Source organism: Pseudarthrobacter sp. NPDC092202 (assembly GCF_044755505.1).
Lineage (GTDB): Bacteria > Actinomycetota > Actinomycetes > Actinomycetales > Micrococcaceae > Arthrobacter.
The window spans coordinates 496,183-510,025 of sequence record NZ_JBIVRG010000001.1; the positions used below are offsets into that span (position 1 = coordinate 496,183).

Consider the following 13,843-nt stretch of genomic DNA (forward strand, 5'->3'; position numbering starts at 1 on the left):
GCAGGTCAGTCGTCGAGGCAGGGCGCGGCGCCGGCTGTTCCCGGGGTGTTGGGCGCCCAGTGGGGGTACGTACGGTTGTCATTGGCCGGAACCCAGCGGCCGGCGTCCACCACATAGTCCCAGCCCAGGCCCTTGCTCCGAAGGTCCCGGATGCCAGCCAGCAGCCGCTCCGCATCTTCCAGCCTTGAGCCGACGCCGAAGCTGGCCCGAAGGGAACCGGACGGAAGGCCCAGCCGCTTCAGCAGCGGGTGCGCGCAGAACCGGCCGTCGCGCAGGCCCACCCCGTGTTCGGCCGACAGGTAGGCGGCCACCAGGCCGGCGTCGTAGCCTTCAACGGAGAAGTTGACCACGCCAATCGTGTCGGTGTCCGGGTTGGTGTCCTTGAAGATCTGGTGGACCGTCACGCCGTCGATTTCCTGCAGCCCTTCCACCAGGTAGGAGCGGATGGCTGATTCGTGGGCGTGCCAGCGGTCCTGGTCCAGCTCCGCGATGACCTGCGTTGCACGGGCCAGCGTCGCCGCACCGAGCACGTTGGGTGATCCGCCCTCGTGGCGGGCCGGACCGGTTGCCCAGCTGACGCCGTCGAGCCTTGCTTCCTTGACGGCGCCTCCGCCTGCGAGGTGCGGTGTGCCGGCGTCGAGCCAGTCCGGCCGGCCGACCAGCACGCCGGCACCAAAGGGTGCGTACAGCTTGTGGCCCGAGAAGGCGAGGTAGTCGACGTCGTCCGCGGTGATGTTGACGCGCCGGTGCGGTGCCAGCTGGGCCGCGTCCACAGCGATCCGTGCCCCGTGCTCGTGCGCCAGCGCGGCAAGGGCGCGGATGGGGAGGATTTCGCCGGTGACGTTGGAAGCACCGGTCACGGCCAGCAGGCTGACGCCGCCCTGCTGCAGTTCCGCACGGACGGCGTCGATGGTTCCGGCAATGGTATCTGCTGCCACGATGCTGCGGTGGGGGACGCCCTGCCACGGAAGCAGGTTGGCGTGATGCTCAATATCGAGGTACAGGACGTCGCCGGCCGGCCGTCCATCGGTGGCCGGCAGGCAGCCCGCCAGCAGGTTCAGGGAGTCGGTGGTGTTCCGGGTGAAGATCACCGAATCATCCGGGCGGCCGCCTACGAAGTCGCGGACGATGGCACGGGCATTCTCGTAGACCGACGTGCTGATCTGGGAGGCGTAACCCGCACCGCGGTGGACGCTGGCGTAGAAGGGCAGGATCTCGTTGAGGTAGGCCGACACCACCGAGAGGGCGGGAGCGGACGCGCCATAATCCAGGTTGGCGTACCGGACGTGGCCGCCGTGGATCAGCGGAGCCTGGATCTCGGCACCGCTGACGGCAGCGAGCGGACGGCCTGCGGCGGCCTGCCACTGGTCGAAGAGCGCTGACGATTCCCGCGGAACGGCCTGATGCTGGAGAGCGGCCTTGCTGGAGAAAGCGGCGTTGGGGGAGACGGTGGCAGTTGTCACAGAGACCTCACTTCAAAACAGGACTCCGTGCAGGAATCCGCGCTTGCCGCATCCCTTCCGGACCGGCCTGGTCGTCACCCGGGGCACCCCACCGCGAATGGAGGGTTGCCGGCCAGCAAACCGGGGTTTTGCGCTGGCACTCGTGACCTGGTTAAGAGCGTAGAACATGGGCCGCGAAGGTTAAAAGCCCGCTGGAATGTTAAGGACTTTGTTACGCGCGGTTGAAAAGGGGCGGTTGAACCGAAGATCACGACGGCGGGCGCAGCCTTTCGGGGGCGTCCGCCGTCGATTGTTCGTAATGCCTGGACTAGAGCAGGTCGTCCAGGTTCGGGTTCAGGCGCCGCAGGACCTCCGAGTGGAGGATGGAATTCGTGGCCAGGGCGTTCCCGCCAAACGGACCGTCCTCGCCCTCCAGCGACGTAAAGCGGCCCCCCGCTTCCACCACGATGGGCACCAGCGCGGCCATGTCGTAGAGATTCAGCTCAGGTTCACAAGCGATGTCCACGGAACCTTCTGCCACCATGCAGTAGGACCAGAAGTCGCCAAAGGCACGGGTCCGCCACACGTCCTCGGTAAGCCCCAGGAATTCATCAAGGTTTCCACGTTCCTTCCAGCCGCCGAGGCTCGAGTAGGAGAGGGAAGCATCGGACAGGCTGGAAACATTGGACACCCGGAGGCGGGTTGCCGCGGCAAGGGAACGCCCCATGTAGGCTCCCATGCCCTTGGCGGCCCACCAGCGCTTGCCGAGGGCAGGCGCGCTGACCACGCCCACCACCGGTTCGCCCTCATCCACCAACGCGATCAGGGTGGCCCAGACCGGGACGCCCCGAACGAAGTTCTTGGTGCCGTCAATGGGGTCGATGATCCACCGCCGCGACCCATGCCCCGTACTGCCGAACTCTTCGCCGAGGACGGCATCGCGGGGACGGGAGCGGGAGAGCTGGCCACGGATGGCTTCCTCGGCTGCCTTGTCCGCATCGGTGACGGGCGTCAGGTCCGGCTTGGTCTCAATGTGGAGGTCCTGGGCCTTAAAGCGGCTCATGGTCTGGTCATCCACGGAATCGGCCAGGACATGGGCCAGGCGCAGGTCATCGTTGTAGCTCGAAGCGGGTTGGATCATGGTTCCAAACTACCGTCTGCGCGCCGTTCTGCCGGGAAGCGGGCCCGTCAGGTGACGCTGCCCAGTTCCTTGGCCTCCTGGGCTTCCATCCTCGGGTCCGTGCCGAGGAGGCGCCGCAGGGACCCCAGCCTCGCTGCTCCGGTGGGGCCGGCGTGCCCCGCACCAACCCATGCGTCCAGCCCGCAGTTGACCGCGGCGGCGGTGTGCTTGCATCCGCGCTCGCAGTCTTCAATGCCGGGGGAGAGGTCCGGGAAGGAACGGAGGATCCGGTCGGGATCCACGTGCGCCAGGCCAAAGGAGCGGATGCCGGGGGTGTCGATGATCCAGCTTCCGGACGGCGCGTCCGCGAGCTTCAGCGCAAGGGCCGACGACGACGTGTGCCGTCCGCGCCCCGTTACGGCGTTTACTCCGCCAGTAGCCCGTTCCGCCCCGGTCAGCGCGTTGACCATGGTTGACTTCCCAACACCGGAATGCCCAAGCATCACGGTGACCTTGCCGTCCAGGTGGCCGCGCATCTCGGCAACGGCGGAGATGTCCAGCCGGGCGGACAAGCCGTCATCCGAACGGGCATCAATGCCGGAAGCGCTGGCATCGGCGGTCCGGCTGATGATCACGGGAAAGTCCAGGTGGGTGTAGTTGGACAGCAGTTCCGCAGGGTCTTTGACGTCCGCCTTCGTGACCAGCAGGATCGGATCGATGCCGGCGTCGTACGCGGCCACCAGGGCACGGTCGATAAAGCCGGTCCGTGGTTCAGGATTGGCTGCTGCCACCACAATCACCAACTGGTCGGCATTGGCCACCACTGCCCGTTCAACGGGGTCCGTGTCGTCGGCGCTGCGCCGCAGCAGGGTCCTGCGGTCCTGGATTTTTACCAGGCGCGCCAGGGTGTCCGGCTCCCCGGAGACGTCGCCGACCAGCGAGACGAAGTCTCCTGCGACTACCGGATTCCGGCGGAGTTCCCGGGCCCGGGCAGCAATGACTATCCTTTCGTCGCCCGAGTCCTCTCCCACCACAGCGGTGTACCTGCCCCGGTCAACGGTAATGATGCGCCCCGTGACGGCGTCGTCATGGCTGGGCCTGTCCTTGGTGCGGGGCCGGGAGCCCTTCTTGCTGGGCCGGATCCGGACGTCCGATTCATCCCAGGAGTCAGTGCTCCGCGCCACCGCTGGAACCTTCCGGCGCTGTTTCGGCAGGACTGTTCTGCGCCAGCATGCCTGCCCACAGCCGGGGGAAATCCGGCATGGTCTTGGCTGTGGTGCCGATGTCCTGCACCTGGACGCCCTCCACGGCGAGGCCAAGGATGGCCCCCGCGGTGGCCATGCGGTGGTCGGCGTAGCTGTGGACGACGCCGGCATGCAGCTTTGCGGGCCGGATCACCAGTCCGTCGCTGGTTTCCTCGGCGTCACCGCCCAGGCGGTTGATCTCTGTCACAAGCGCGGCGAGCCGGTCGGTCTCGTGTCCCCGCAGGTGTGCGATGCCGGTGAGCCGGGAGGGGCCCGTGGCCAGCGCGCACAGGGCGGCTACGGTGGGCGCGAGTTCGCTGGTGTCCGCGAAGTCTCCGCCCTTGATGTGGGGGCCGCCGGTGACCGTGAGGACGCCGTCGTGCAGGGTCACCTGGGCGCCCATGGCGGCCAGGATGTTGCGCCAGAGGTCACCGACCTGCTGCGTTTCGTCCGGCCAGCCCGGGATCCGCACCGTTCCCCTGGAAGCCAAAGCAGCGGCCAGGAAGGGGCCGGCGTTGGACAGGTCCTGCTCGATCCGCTGGTCGAAGGCACGGATGGGGCCGGGGCTGACCACCCAGTGGTTGGGCACTGAGTCATCAACGGCAACCCCGGCGCCGCGCAGGACTGCCACGGTCATGTTGATGTGGTCGAGGCTGGGCACCGGCTTGCCCACATGTTCCAGGTGCAGGCCCTCGGTGAACCTTGCGCCCACCAGGAGCAGCGCCGAAACGAACTGGGACGATGCACTGGCATCGATGACCAGGTGGCCGCCGCGGACCTCACCAGTGCCTTCCACCACAAAGGGCAGGGACGACGGCGTGCCGCCCCCTTCTGCGGAAACAGCGACGCCAAGCGCAGAGAGCGCTTCGATGATCGTTCCCATCGGCCGTTTGCGGGCGTGGGGGTCGCCGTCGAACACGCTTTCGCCGTTCCGCAGCGCAGCCAGCGGCGGAACGAACCGCATAACCGTACCCGCAAGCCCGCAGTCGATCCTTGTAAGGGGTGACGCTGCATCCGGGTCCAGCGGAACCACTTCCAGGTCGGGCCCGAAGGCACCGTCGCCGGGAACCTCCGTAATGGTGGCGCCCAACTGCCGGAGTGCCTCGATCATGAGCGCTGAGTCCCTCGAATGCAGGGGTGCGCGGAGGCGGGACGGTCCGTCGGCCAAAGCGGCAAGAACCAGGTACCTGTTGGTCAGGGACTTGGAACCGGGAACCGTGACGGTGGCGTCGACGGGCCGGGATGCGAAGGGTGCCGGCCAGTGGGGAACATGCATTCCGGAGTCATCCCGGACGTCGGCTGCTGCGGTCATGCGTTGTTATGCCCCCGTGGCCTGTTCCACGGCGCGCCGTACAACCTTGTCTGCCTTGTGGAGCTTCTTGTTGGTTGTCTTGCGTGCGTCCGCTGCCAGGTGCGAGGCACCCTTGCGGGCGTCTGCGGCGAGGTGTTCCGCGCGCCAGGCCAGACCTGGCTTGCCGGCTGTGTCAACGGACGCCAGCAGGGCGCCGCCACTCAAGGACAGGTTCTTGAGCAGCTGGTTACGGCGGTTCTGCCGCCCTTCCTTGGTGCTGATATCCGCACTCCGCCACTCAACAAAGGTGTTCAACAGGGAGATCACCGTGAGCAGCGTGGCCGACAACCTGGAGAATTTGCCCAGTCCGAAAAGCACGCCGGCGCCCACCTGTGTTCCGCCGATGACGCGGGCCAGGGTTTTCTCATCTGACTTAAAGGGCAGGGACGCGGCCGCCTTGCGCAGCAGCGGGGAAAGCTGCTGCGCTGTGTCATCGGCGTTCTTGAGCTTATCCACTCCGGCGATGACGAAACTGGAGGCCAGCATGGGGCGGGCAAGCGTGCGGAAAAAGGACATTGATTTCCTCCTGGATGGACGAACCGCGTCGAAAGCGGCGGAGTCCGTTCTAGTCTTGCACTTTTGGGGAATATTTGCCGAAGGCATGAGGTTATTCATGACGCATCCGGAACGCGCTGCCGCAGCGAAATCATGGGCTACAGCATGCAGGTGCCGGCCGAAGGAGCTCGCCGGATGCAGATAGCCGGTGCAGTACAGGACGGACAAGCAGAGCGGAGTTGTGCCCTTGGCACGGGTGTTGGACGGAATTGAAACAGCAGGCCCGGTGGCGATGGACTCATTTGAGGCGGAACCCCGGAGCTATGGCCAGCCGCGTGCGCGTAGCCGCCCAGTAGACTTGAAGGCAATGAGCACCCTGGATCCGGCCGTCGCGGCCATGTATGAGGCTTCCCAAAGCGAAGCGAAGAGCAGCGCAGCAGCTGGGCCTGGGGCTGCGGGCTCCGCGGCTGTCCCGGCGCCGGCCGAATCCGGCGGGGACCTGGTGGATGTTTCCACCGAGTCGGTCGAGGAGCGCCGTCTGAGGTTTGAACGCGATGCGATGCAGTATGTCGATCAGCTGTACTCGGCGGCAATGCGCATGGCCAGGAACCCCTCTGACGCCGAAGACCTCGTCCAGGAGGCGTACACCAAGGCTTTCTCCGCGTTCCACCAGTACCGGCCCGGGACCAACCTCAAGGCCTGGCTGTACCGCATCCTGACAAACACGTACATCAATTTGTACCGAAAGCGGCAGCGCGAACCGCTCCAGTCCAATTCGGACACCATCGAGGACTGGCAGCTGGCGCGGGCCGAATCACACACCTCCAGCGGACTCCGCTCCGCTGAGGCAGAAGCGTTGGACCACCTTCCGGATTCCGACGTCAAAAGGGCACTCCAGGACATTCCGGAGGAATTCCGCCTGGCGGTCTACTTCGCGGATGTGGAGGGGTTCGCCTACAAGGAAATTTCAGAAATCATGAACACGCCCATCGGTACGGTGATGTCCCGGCTCCACCGCGGCCGGAGGATGCTGCGGGACATGCTGGGGGAGTACGCCGCGGAGCGCGGGTTCAAGACGGCCGCTGATGCACAGGACGCGGCAGGAAGCACACAACAGGAGAGCAGGAAATGAGCGACTGCCAGGGATTGGGCGACTGCGACGACAGCCGGATGCAACGCATCTACGAGTACCTCGACGGTGCCCTGACCCGCGAGGACATCACGGAAATCAAGAACCACCTCGATGACTGCCCGGAATGCACGGAGCAGTACGACCTTGAGTGCGTCATCCGCAACATGGTCAAACGCTCCTGCACCGAGGCTGCTCCGGAGAACCTGAAGAACGCCATCCTGGACCGGATCCATACCATCCGGCCGGTGGACGCCTAGGAACAGCGCCCGGGCGTTGCGTACGCCCTTGATCCAATGACAACAAAGGACCCCGGAAGCCATGTGGCTTCCGGGGTCCTTTGTTTGAACCGTAGTTCCTGGCATGTGCCTAGGTGTTGGGGCGCTTCCCGTGGTTCGCGCCGCCACGCTTACGGTCACGACGCTTGCGTGCACGCTTGCTCATAGCTGGCCTCCTTAAATGTTGGTACTCAAAAGAGCTGCCCTCAAGTCTCCCACATCAAGGGACAGCCCGCGAACCAGGAACCGCCGCATGACCTGCGTATTGGGGCCGGCGGGGTGACTGTGGGGGCTAGGAATTGAGCGAGTTGCGGATTGAGATGCCGGCCTGTTCCAGCACCGTCCTGACGGTTTCCAGCGCAAGGGGACTGAGCGGCTGCCTGCCCGCCTGCAGCCGAAGCTCGGCCCGGAGGTCATCCCGGAATTGCTGGAGCATCATTTCGGCTTCCTTGAGCGACCGCTGGCTTTCCGCCGGCAGACGTCCGGGAACCCTTAAATCCGTGGACAATGCAGTAGCCCGGGCCGCCTCAGCAGTGGCGGCAAGATCCGCGCGCAGCCCCCTCATGTTGCTGCGGATGTCCTCCCGCAGGCTGTCTGCCAGCCGCCGGACGGAGGCCGAGATCTCGCTCTCCACGCCTGCCAGCTCATCGCGGCGGCGGTTGAGCTCGGCCAACCCGGAGGCGGTGATGCGGTAGTTCGTGCGGCGGCCGGCGGATTCCGTGGCCACCAGGCCTTCCTCCTCAAGTTTGCCCAGCCGGGGGTAGATGGTGCCGGCGCTGGGGGAGTACGTTCCGCCGAACCGCTCCTTGAGCGCCTTGATGAGTTCGTAGCCGTGTTTGGGGCCGGACTCAAGAAGTGCCAAAAGGTACAACCGGAGCGCGCCGTGCGCAAAGACCGGTGCCATCAGGTCCCTGCTTCTGCAGATCCTGCCACGGTCCTGTGGAATATCGAGGTTTTTCCGGATACCGAGTTGGTACGTACCAGCATGAGCTGGCCGTCAGGGCCCGCGATGGTCTCCACCTTGCCGCCCACCACCGTGTACCGCTGGTCACCAATCACAACCGCACCGCTGGCAGACTTGGCCACGATGTCCACCCCTACGTCATGGGGCAGCCGGATGGTGAGGTCTCCCGACACCGAGTTCGCCCCGAAATCATGGGTAAAGCCCAGGAGGTCGAAACTCATGTCCCCGCTGACGGTGTTCGCCCGGATATTGCTGAGGCGCCCGGACGCCGTGACTTCGCCGGAGACGCTTTTGGCTGTCAGGACGCCCGTGTGGTTGCGGACTGATACTTCGCCGCTGACGGTCTGGACGTGCAGTTCCCCATTTGTGGTGTCCGCCATGACTGACCCGGATACCGTGTTGAGGCGGATGTTCCCGGTTACCCCGGACACCAGCCCGTCGCCGCTGACCGTGCCGGCCTCAAGGCTGACGTGCGCGGGAACGGCGATGCTGATGACGGCGGAGTTTTCGCTGTTGTGGTTAACAGTCCCCATCAGGTTCTTGAACCAGCCCTGGGGTCCGTGCAGCTGGTGGCGGATTTCCAGCCGGCCGCCGCTGAGGGACACCGCCACGGGATCGCCATGCACATCGGAGATCTCAAGGCGGGTGACGGGTTCCTGGTGCGTGACGACGTCGAAACGTCCCTGCACCATACCAAGCTTCAAGGACGTCACGTCGTCGACATCTATGGTTTGGGGACTGGTGACAGTCCACTCTTGATCGGTCACGGGCCCTCCAGGCGATATATCGTGTTGACCCTCCCCAACGTACCCCCGCCGCAGGGAAGGGTCAAGATATATCGCGAGAGGGGTTACTCCGGAGCGTCCATGCCGAGCCACTGGAACCAGCCGCGGTGCAGCACCAGCCAGGCCATGAGTCCGTAGCCTGCCTGCCCGGGGGTGCCGCCCTGGGCTGCCAGGTCCTGGCGCCACTGTTCGTGGTTCAGGAGCGGGGAGAAGGTGTCAACGTACAGGTGCTTGCGCCGGGTGGTGACGTCGGCGAAAGCCGTGTTGAGTTCATCCAGGCGCCGGTTCTGCGCGGGGTCCAGGGTGGGCGGCGGGCCCACAACGAACACCTCGATGCGGTTCTGGGACGCCGAATCCAGGATGTTCGCCAGGTTAAGCCGGCTGCGCGCGGTGGAGAGTCCGAACTCAATGTCGCGTCCGGAAAGTCCGATCACCAGGCGGTTCTCCGTCTGGTTGCTGAAGCGCCGGCCGGCCTCGTCGAGCCAGCGCGCGGCCAGGCCTTCCGTTCCTTCCTCCGGGCAAGGGAGGGCGTAGCTTTCGAGGAGCATGCTGTCCCGGGGAGTGCGGGCCAGCACGCGGCCCAGCCAGCCGAGGGCCCGGGGATCGCCCAGTCCGGCCAGCAGTTCATCTCCTACAGCTGCAATCCGCAGCTTCCTGTCTTCCACGCGTTCCTCTTTACGTCGGTGCGGAGCCGCCGCCGTGGAACCTGGTTCCGGCCACGGGATTGGGCTGCGCATGCGATTGGGGTTTGTCCTTCAGCGCTGTGTATTTCATCAGCGCCGTGCACTCCATTAAACAGAACCGCCCGGCCGGAGTCTGGGATTTCGACGTCCGGCCGGGCAGCCTTAGTGCTTACTTCCGTGCAAATGCCTGCTTCAGGAGGACATCCTGCTCGGCGGCGTGCCGTTTCATGGACCCGGCGGCAGTGGACGCCGACGCCGGACGCGAAACCAGCCGGATGTTGCGCTCCAGGGCACCCGGGAGGTTCAGGCCAATGAACGGCCACGGCCCCTGGTTGGCCGGCTCATCCTGGGCCCAGACAACTTCTGCGTTCGGGTACTTGGCAAGTTCCTTTGCGATTTCCTCGTGCGGCAGCGGGTAGAGCTGCTCCACGCGGATGATCGCCGTGGTCTTGTCGTCCGTCTTCTGCCGCGTGGACAGGAGGTCGTAGTACAGGCGGCCGGAGACCAGGAGGACGCGTTCGACGGCGTCTCCCGCCAGCTGCTCGTGTTCGCCGATGACGGGGCGGAAGCTGCCGGTGGTGAAGTCCTCCACCGACGATGCGGCAGCCTTGAGGCGCAGCAGCTGCTTGGGCGTGAAGATGATGAGCGGCTTGCGCGGCCGGTTGTAGGCCTGGCGGCGCAGCAGGTGGAAGTGCGAGGCCGCCGTGGTCGGGTTCGCCACGATCATGTTCTCTTCGGCACACAGCTGCAGGAACCGTTCGATCCTTGCGGAGGAGTGGTCCGGGCCCTGGCCCTCGTAGCCATGCGGCAGCATCAGGACCAGCGAGGACCGCTGTCCCCACTTCTGCTCTGCAGAGGAGATGAACTCGTCGATGATGGTCTGTGCACCGTTGACGAAGTCGCCGAACTGGGCCTCCCACAGGACCAGCGCATCCGGCCGCTCAACGGAGTAGCCGTACTCGAAGCCCATGGCCGCGTATTCCGAAAGCAGGGAGTCGTAGATCCACAGCTTTGCCTGGTCGTCGGAAAGATTGCTCAGGGGCAGCCATTCCTTGCCGTTGGCGCGGTCGTGGAACACGGCGTGGCGCTGCACGAACGTGCCGCGGCGGGAATCCTGTCCCGCCAGGCGTACGGGGACGCCCTCCATGATGAGTGAACCGAAGGCCGCGATTTCGCCGAAGCCCCAGTCGATGCCGCCCTCCCGGGACATCTGCTCACGCTTTTCAAGCAGCTGCTTGAGCTTGGCGTGCACAGTGAAGCCCTCGGGGATTTCCACGTGGGCCTTGCCGATCCGAGCCAGGGTATCGGCGGAAATAGCCGTGGAAACGGGTGCGCTGGTGCCGGAGTCGGACTGCTGGGCGTGCGGACGCTCAATGTCCGAGACGGCGGCAGTGTCCGCCGTAACGATCGGGATGGGGGAAGTCTGGGCCGCGTGCGTTTCGGCGAAGACGCGTTCCAGCCTCTCCTGGTAGTCGCGGAGCAGCTGCTCGGCTTCTTCCTCGGTGATGTCTCCGCGGCCGATCAGGGACTCGGTGTAGAGCTTGCGGACGGAGCGCTTGGCTTCGATGAGGTTGTACATCAGCGGCTGCGTCATCGAGGGGTCGTCGCCCTCGTTGTGCCCGCGGCGCCGGTAGCAGACCATGTCGATGACGACGTCCTTGTGGAACCGCTGGCGGAACTCGTAGGCGAGCTGGCCTATGCGGACCACTGCCTCGGGATCATCGCCGTTGACGTGGAAAACAGGTGCCTGGATCATCTTGGCAACGTCCGTGGAGTACGTGGAGGAGCGCGATGATGACGGGGCCGTGGTGAAACCAACCTGGTTGTTGACAACAACGTGGATGGTTCCGCCGGTGCGGTAGCCGCGGAGCTGGGACAGGTTGAGCGTTTCAGAAACAACGCCCTGGCCGGCGAACGCCGCGTCCCCATGGACCATGATGGGCAGGACCGGGAAGGACTCACCCTGGTCCAGGCGGTCCTGCTTGGCCCGGACAATGCCCTCAAGCACGGGGTCCACTGCCTCAAGGTGGGAGGGGTTGGCGGCGAGGTAGACCTTGGTTTCCTTGCCGTTGTCCGAGGTGAAGGTCCCCTCGGTGCCCAAGTGGTACTTGACGTCGCCGGATCCCTGGACGGAGCGGGGGTCCTGGGTGCCTTCGAATTCGCGGAAGACCTGCGCGTAGGTCTTGCCGGCGATGTTGGTGAGCACGTTCAGGCGGCCGCGGTGGGCCATGCCGATGGCTACCTCATCCAGGCCGTCGTCGGCGGCGTCGGACATGATGGCGTCAAGCAGCGGAATCAGGGATTCGCCGCCCTCCAGGGAAAAGCGCTTCTGGCCGACGAACTTGGTCTGCAGGAAGGTTTCGAAGGCCTCGGCGGCATTCAGCTTGGAAACGATGCGCAGCTGCTCTTCGCGGCTGGGCTTGGAGTAGGGGTGCTCCAGCTGGTCCTGGAACCACTTGCGCTCGGCAGGCTCCTGGATGTGCATGTATTCGATGCCGGTGGTGCGGCAGTAGGCATCGCGCAGGACGCCCAGGATGTCCCGGAACTTAAGCATGGGCTTGCCGCCGAAGCCGCCGGTGGGCCACTCGCGGTCCAGGTCCCACAGCGTCAGGCCGTACGTGAGGACGTCGAGGTCCGGGTGCTTGCGCTGGACGTACTCAAGCGGATCGGTATCCGCCATCAGGTGCCCGCGGACGCGGTAGGAGTGGATCAGCTGCTGGATCCGTGCCACCTTGTTGATTTCGTCTGCCGGGTCCACCTGCTTGTCGGCGCTCCAGCGGACAGGCTCGTACGGGATGCGGAGCGACTCGAAGATTTCATCGTAGAAGTTCTGCGCGCCCAGCAGCAGCTGGTGGACAAGCTTGAGGAACTCGCCGCTGCCGGCACCCTGGATCACGCGGTGATCATAGGTGGAGGTCAGGGTCAGGACCTTGCTGATCGCGTTCTGGGCGATGATCTTTTCGCTGGCGCCCTGGAATTCGGCGGGGTAGTCGAGGGCGCCGACGCCGATGATGGCAGCCTGGCCCTTGGACAGGCGGGGCACCGAGTGGACGGTCCCGATGCCGCCGGGGTTGGTCAGCGAGACGGTGGTGCCCTGGTGGTCCTCTGCCGTCAGTTTGCCGTTGCGGGCGCGCTTGATCAGGTCTTCGTAGGTGTGCCAGAACTCGGAGAAGTTGAGGGTTTCGGCCTTCTTGATGTTCGGCACCATGAGCAGGCGGGTGCCGTCCGGCTTGGGCATGTCGATGGCAATGCCGAAGTTGACGTGGGCCGGCTGGACCGCAACGGGCTTGCCGTCCACTTCGTCGTAGTACACGTTCATGGAAGGGAACTGGGAGAGTGCACGGATGACGGCGTAACCGATCAGGTGCGTGAACGAAACCTTGCCGCCGCGGGCGCGGGCCAGGTTCGAGTTGATGACCACGCGATTGTCGATCAGCAGCTTGGCCGGGATGGCACGGACGCTGGTGGCGGTGGGCACCTGGAGGCTGGTGACCATGTTGGTGGCAATTGCCTTTGCCGGTCCTCGGAGGACGGAGACGACGTCTTCCTCAGGAGCGGTAGGTGCCTTCACGTTTTTGGGCAGCTGCGCCGGGATGGGCTGGGAGCCGGTACCGGCCTCGGTCTTCTTGCCGCCGTCGCGGGCAACAGTGGCCGGGGCCTTCTTGGCCGATGCGGGCGCAGAGGCCGGAGGGGCCGGCGGCACCGGCGGGACGGCGGGTGCTTTTGCCGGCGACGGTGCCGGGGCTGCGTTCACTGCGGGCATTTCCCTGGTGGCGGGCCGGACTGCGGCGTGCTCCGAATTTCCGTTGGAAGAAGAACTGCCCGACCCGAACGATTCAAACAGCGGCCACCACTTGGCATCCACGGCGTTCTTGTCCTGCTGGTACTGCTCGTACAGTTCGTCAACGAGCCACTCGTTTCCGCCAAATTCCTCTGGTAGACGGTGGCTAGGCTGCTCTGGCACTTGAAATACGCCTCTTCCATGAGTTTGATTTCTCCCCGGCCCCACGGTGCTTCAGCAACACGTTCGAACCGATCTCTGCGTCCTCTGAACCCAGACCTTTGCAAGTCTAGTGAGCATCCTGTGTTAACTGCCAATAAGGGTGACCCAAATCATGAAGTGACGCCGGGATCGCGGAATATGGCGGGAAAAGACGTCATGCCCGCGTGTTGCGCAGCGGCCGAAAGGCCGCCGTTGCGGCACCCGCCGGGGGCAGCGCCGGTGAAGCGGGCGCAGGTGCCTCCTGTAGACTGAAGCCCTTATGGACAGTAAATCTAGGTGCCGGCCTGGGGGCTGTCAGCGGAGCATGAAGAGCAGCGCCGCGCAGTCCACCCGCAGAGCCGGCAAACCC

General features: G+C 65.2%; 12 protein-coding genes and 1 riboswitch. Of the genes, 2 read left to right on the forward strand and 10 right to left on the reverse strand.

Features of this window, described 5'->3' with window-relative positions; all coding sequences use genetic code 11:
- Positions 1–5 precede the first annotated feature (5 nt).
- The 5 genes from ACIQF4_RS02350 to ACIQF4_RS02370 form a co-directional block, all read right to left on the reverse strand.
- Positions 6–1,463 (reverse strand): aminotransferase class V-fold PLP-dependent enzyme, encoded by a 1,458-nt coding sequence (locus tag ACIQF4_RS02350; RefSeq protein ID WP_350001688.1) that lies wholly within the window; start codon positions 1,461–1,463, stop codon positions 6–8.
- Between the two features lie 34 nt (positions 1,464–1,497).
- Positions 1,498–1,611: riboswitch (SAM riboswitch) on the reverse strand.
- A gap of 159 nt (positions 1,612–1,770) precedes the next feature.
- Positions 1,771–2,583, reverse strand: coding sequence for a histidinol-phosphatase (gene hisN / locus ACIQF4_RS02355; protein WP_231455085.1), 813 nt, complete (start codon positions 2,581–2,583; stop codon positions 1,771–1,773).
- A 47-nt stretch (positions 2,584–2,630) separates the two neighbouring features.
- The gene (gene rsgA / locus ACIQF4_RS02360; RefSeq protein WP_350001686.1) at positions 2,631–3,746 is read right to left on the reverse strand and encodes a ribosome small subunit-dependent GTPase A; all 1,116 of its coding nucleotides are present in this window, start codon (positions 3,744–3,746) and stop codon (positions 2,631–2,633) included.
- Entirely contained in the window at positions 3,730–5,118 is a 1,389-nt protein-coding gene (gene aroA, locus ACIQF4_RS02365) for a 3-phosphoshikimate 1-carboxyvinyltransferase (protein WP_400514139.1), read from the reverse strand. The genes rsgA and aroA overlap by 17 nt, the downstream gene beginning before the upstream one ends.
- Before the next feature lie 6 nt (positions 5,119–5,124).
- Positions 5,125–5,673 (reverse strand): DoxX family protein, encoded by a 549-nt coding sequence (locus tag ACIQF4_RS02370; RefSeq protein ID WP_400514140.1) that lies wholly within the window; start codon positions 5,671–5,673, stop codon positions 5,125–5,127.
- Between the two features lie 346 nt (positions 5,674–6,019).
- Here ACIQF4_RS02370 and ACIQF4_RS02375 point away from each other — a divergent pair, with 346 nt between their 5' ends.
- A complete protein-coding gene (locus ACIQF4_RS02375; protein ID WP_374152947.1) occupies positions 6,020–6,784 on the forward strand; it encodes a sigma-70 family RNA polymerase sigma factor in 765 nt (254 codons plus the stop codon).
- Positions 6,781–7,041 (forward strand): mycothiol system anti-sigma-R factor, encoded by a 261-nt coding sequence (gene rsrA, locus ACIQF4_RS02380; RefSeq protein ID WP_104184948.1) that lies wholly within the window; start codon positions 6,781–6,783, stop codon positions 7,039–7,041. Before ACIQF4_RS02375 ends, rsrA begins: the two co-directional genes overlap by 4 nt.
- A 109-nt stretch (positions 7,042–7,150) precedes the next feature.
- Here rsrA and ACIQF4_RS02385 read toward each other — a convergent pair whose 3' ends face one another.
- From ACIQF4_RS02385 to ACIQF4_RS02405, 5 genes are all read right to left on the reverse strand, one after another.
- Positions 7,151–7,225, reverse strand: a complete 75-nt coding sequence (locus ACIQF4_RS02385) for a 50S ribosomal protein bL37 (protein WP_369299106.1) — start codon at positions 7,223–7,225, stop codon at positions 7,151–7,153.
- Positions 7,226–7,351: 126 nt separating this feature from the next.
- A complete protein-coding gene (locus ACIQF4_RS02390) occupies positions 7,352–7,963 on the reverse strand; it encodes a PadR family transcriptional regulator (protein WP_350001682.1) in 612 nt (203 codons plus the stop codon).
- Positions 7,963–8,790: a DUF4097 family beta strand repeat-containing protein gene (locus ACIQF4_RS02395; protein ID WP_400514141.1), complete on the reverse strand. Its 828-nt coding sequence runs from the start codon at positions 8,788–8,790 to the stop codon at positions 7,963–7,965. The genes ACIQF4_RS02390 and ACIQF4_RS02395 overlap by 1 nt, the downstream gene beginning before the upstream one ends.
- 83 nt (positions 8,791–8,873) lie before the next feature.
- Entirely contained in the window at positions 8,874–9,473 is a 600-nt protein-coding gene (locus ACIQF4_RS02400; RefSeq protein ID WP_231455096.1) for a GDSL-type esterase/lipase family protein, read from the reverse strand.
- A gap of 187 nt (positions 9,474–9,660) precedes the next feature.
- A complete protein-coding gene (locus ACIQF4_RS02405) occupies positions 9,661–13,455 on the reverse strand; it encodes a multifunctional oxoglutarate decarboxylase/oxoglutarate dehydrogenase thiamine pyrophosphate-binding subunit/dihydrolipoyllysine-residue succinyltransferase subunit (RefSeq protein ID WP_350001680.1) in 3,795 nt (1,264 codons plus the stop codon).
- Positions 13,456–13,843 lie beyond the last annotated feature (388 nt).

Coding starts and splice junctions, on each gene's coding strand:
- hisN (WP_231455085.1), bottom strand. CDS start 2,583: ATGATCCAACCCGCTTCGAGCTACAACGATGACCTGCGCCTGGCCCAT.
- ACIQF4_RS02375 (WP_374152947.1), top strand. CDS start 6,020: ATGAGCACCCTGGATCCGGCCGTCGCGGCCATGTATGAGGCTTCCCAA.
- aroA (WP_400514139.1), bottom strand. CDS start 5,118: ATGACCGCAGCAGCCGACGTCCGGGATGACTCCGGAATGCATGTTCCC.
- ACIQF4_RS02390 (WP_350001682.1), bottom strand. CDS start 7,963: ATGGCACCGGTCTTTGCGCACGGCGCGCTCCGGTTGTACCTTTTGGCA.
- ACIQF4_RS02370 (WP_400514140.1), bottom strand. CDS start 5,673: ATGTCCTTTTTCCGCACGCTTGCCCGCCCCATGCTGGCCTCCAGTTTC.
- rsrA (WP_104184948.1), top strand. CDS start 6,781: ATGAGCGACTGCCAGGGATTGGGCGACTGCGACGACAGCCGGATGCAA.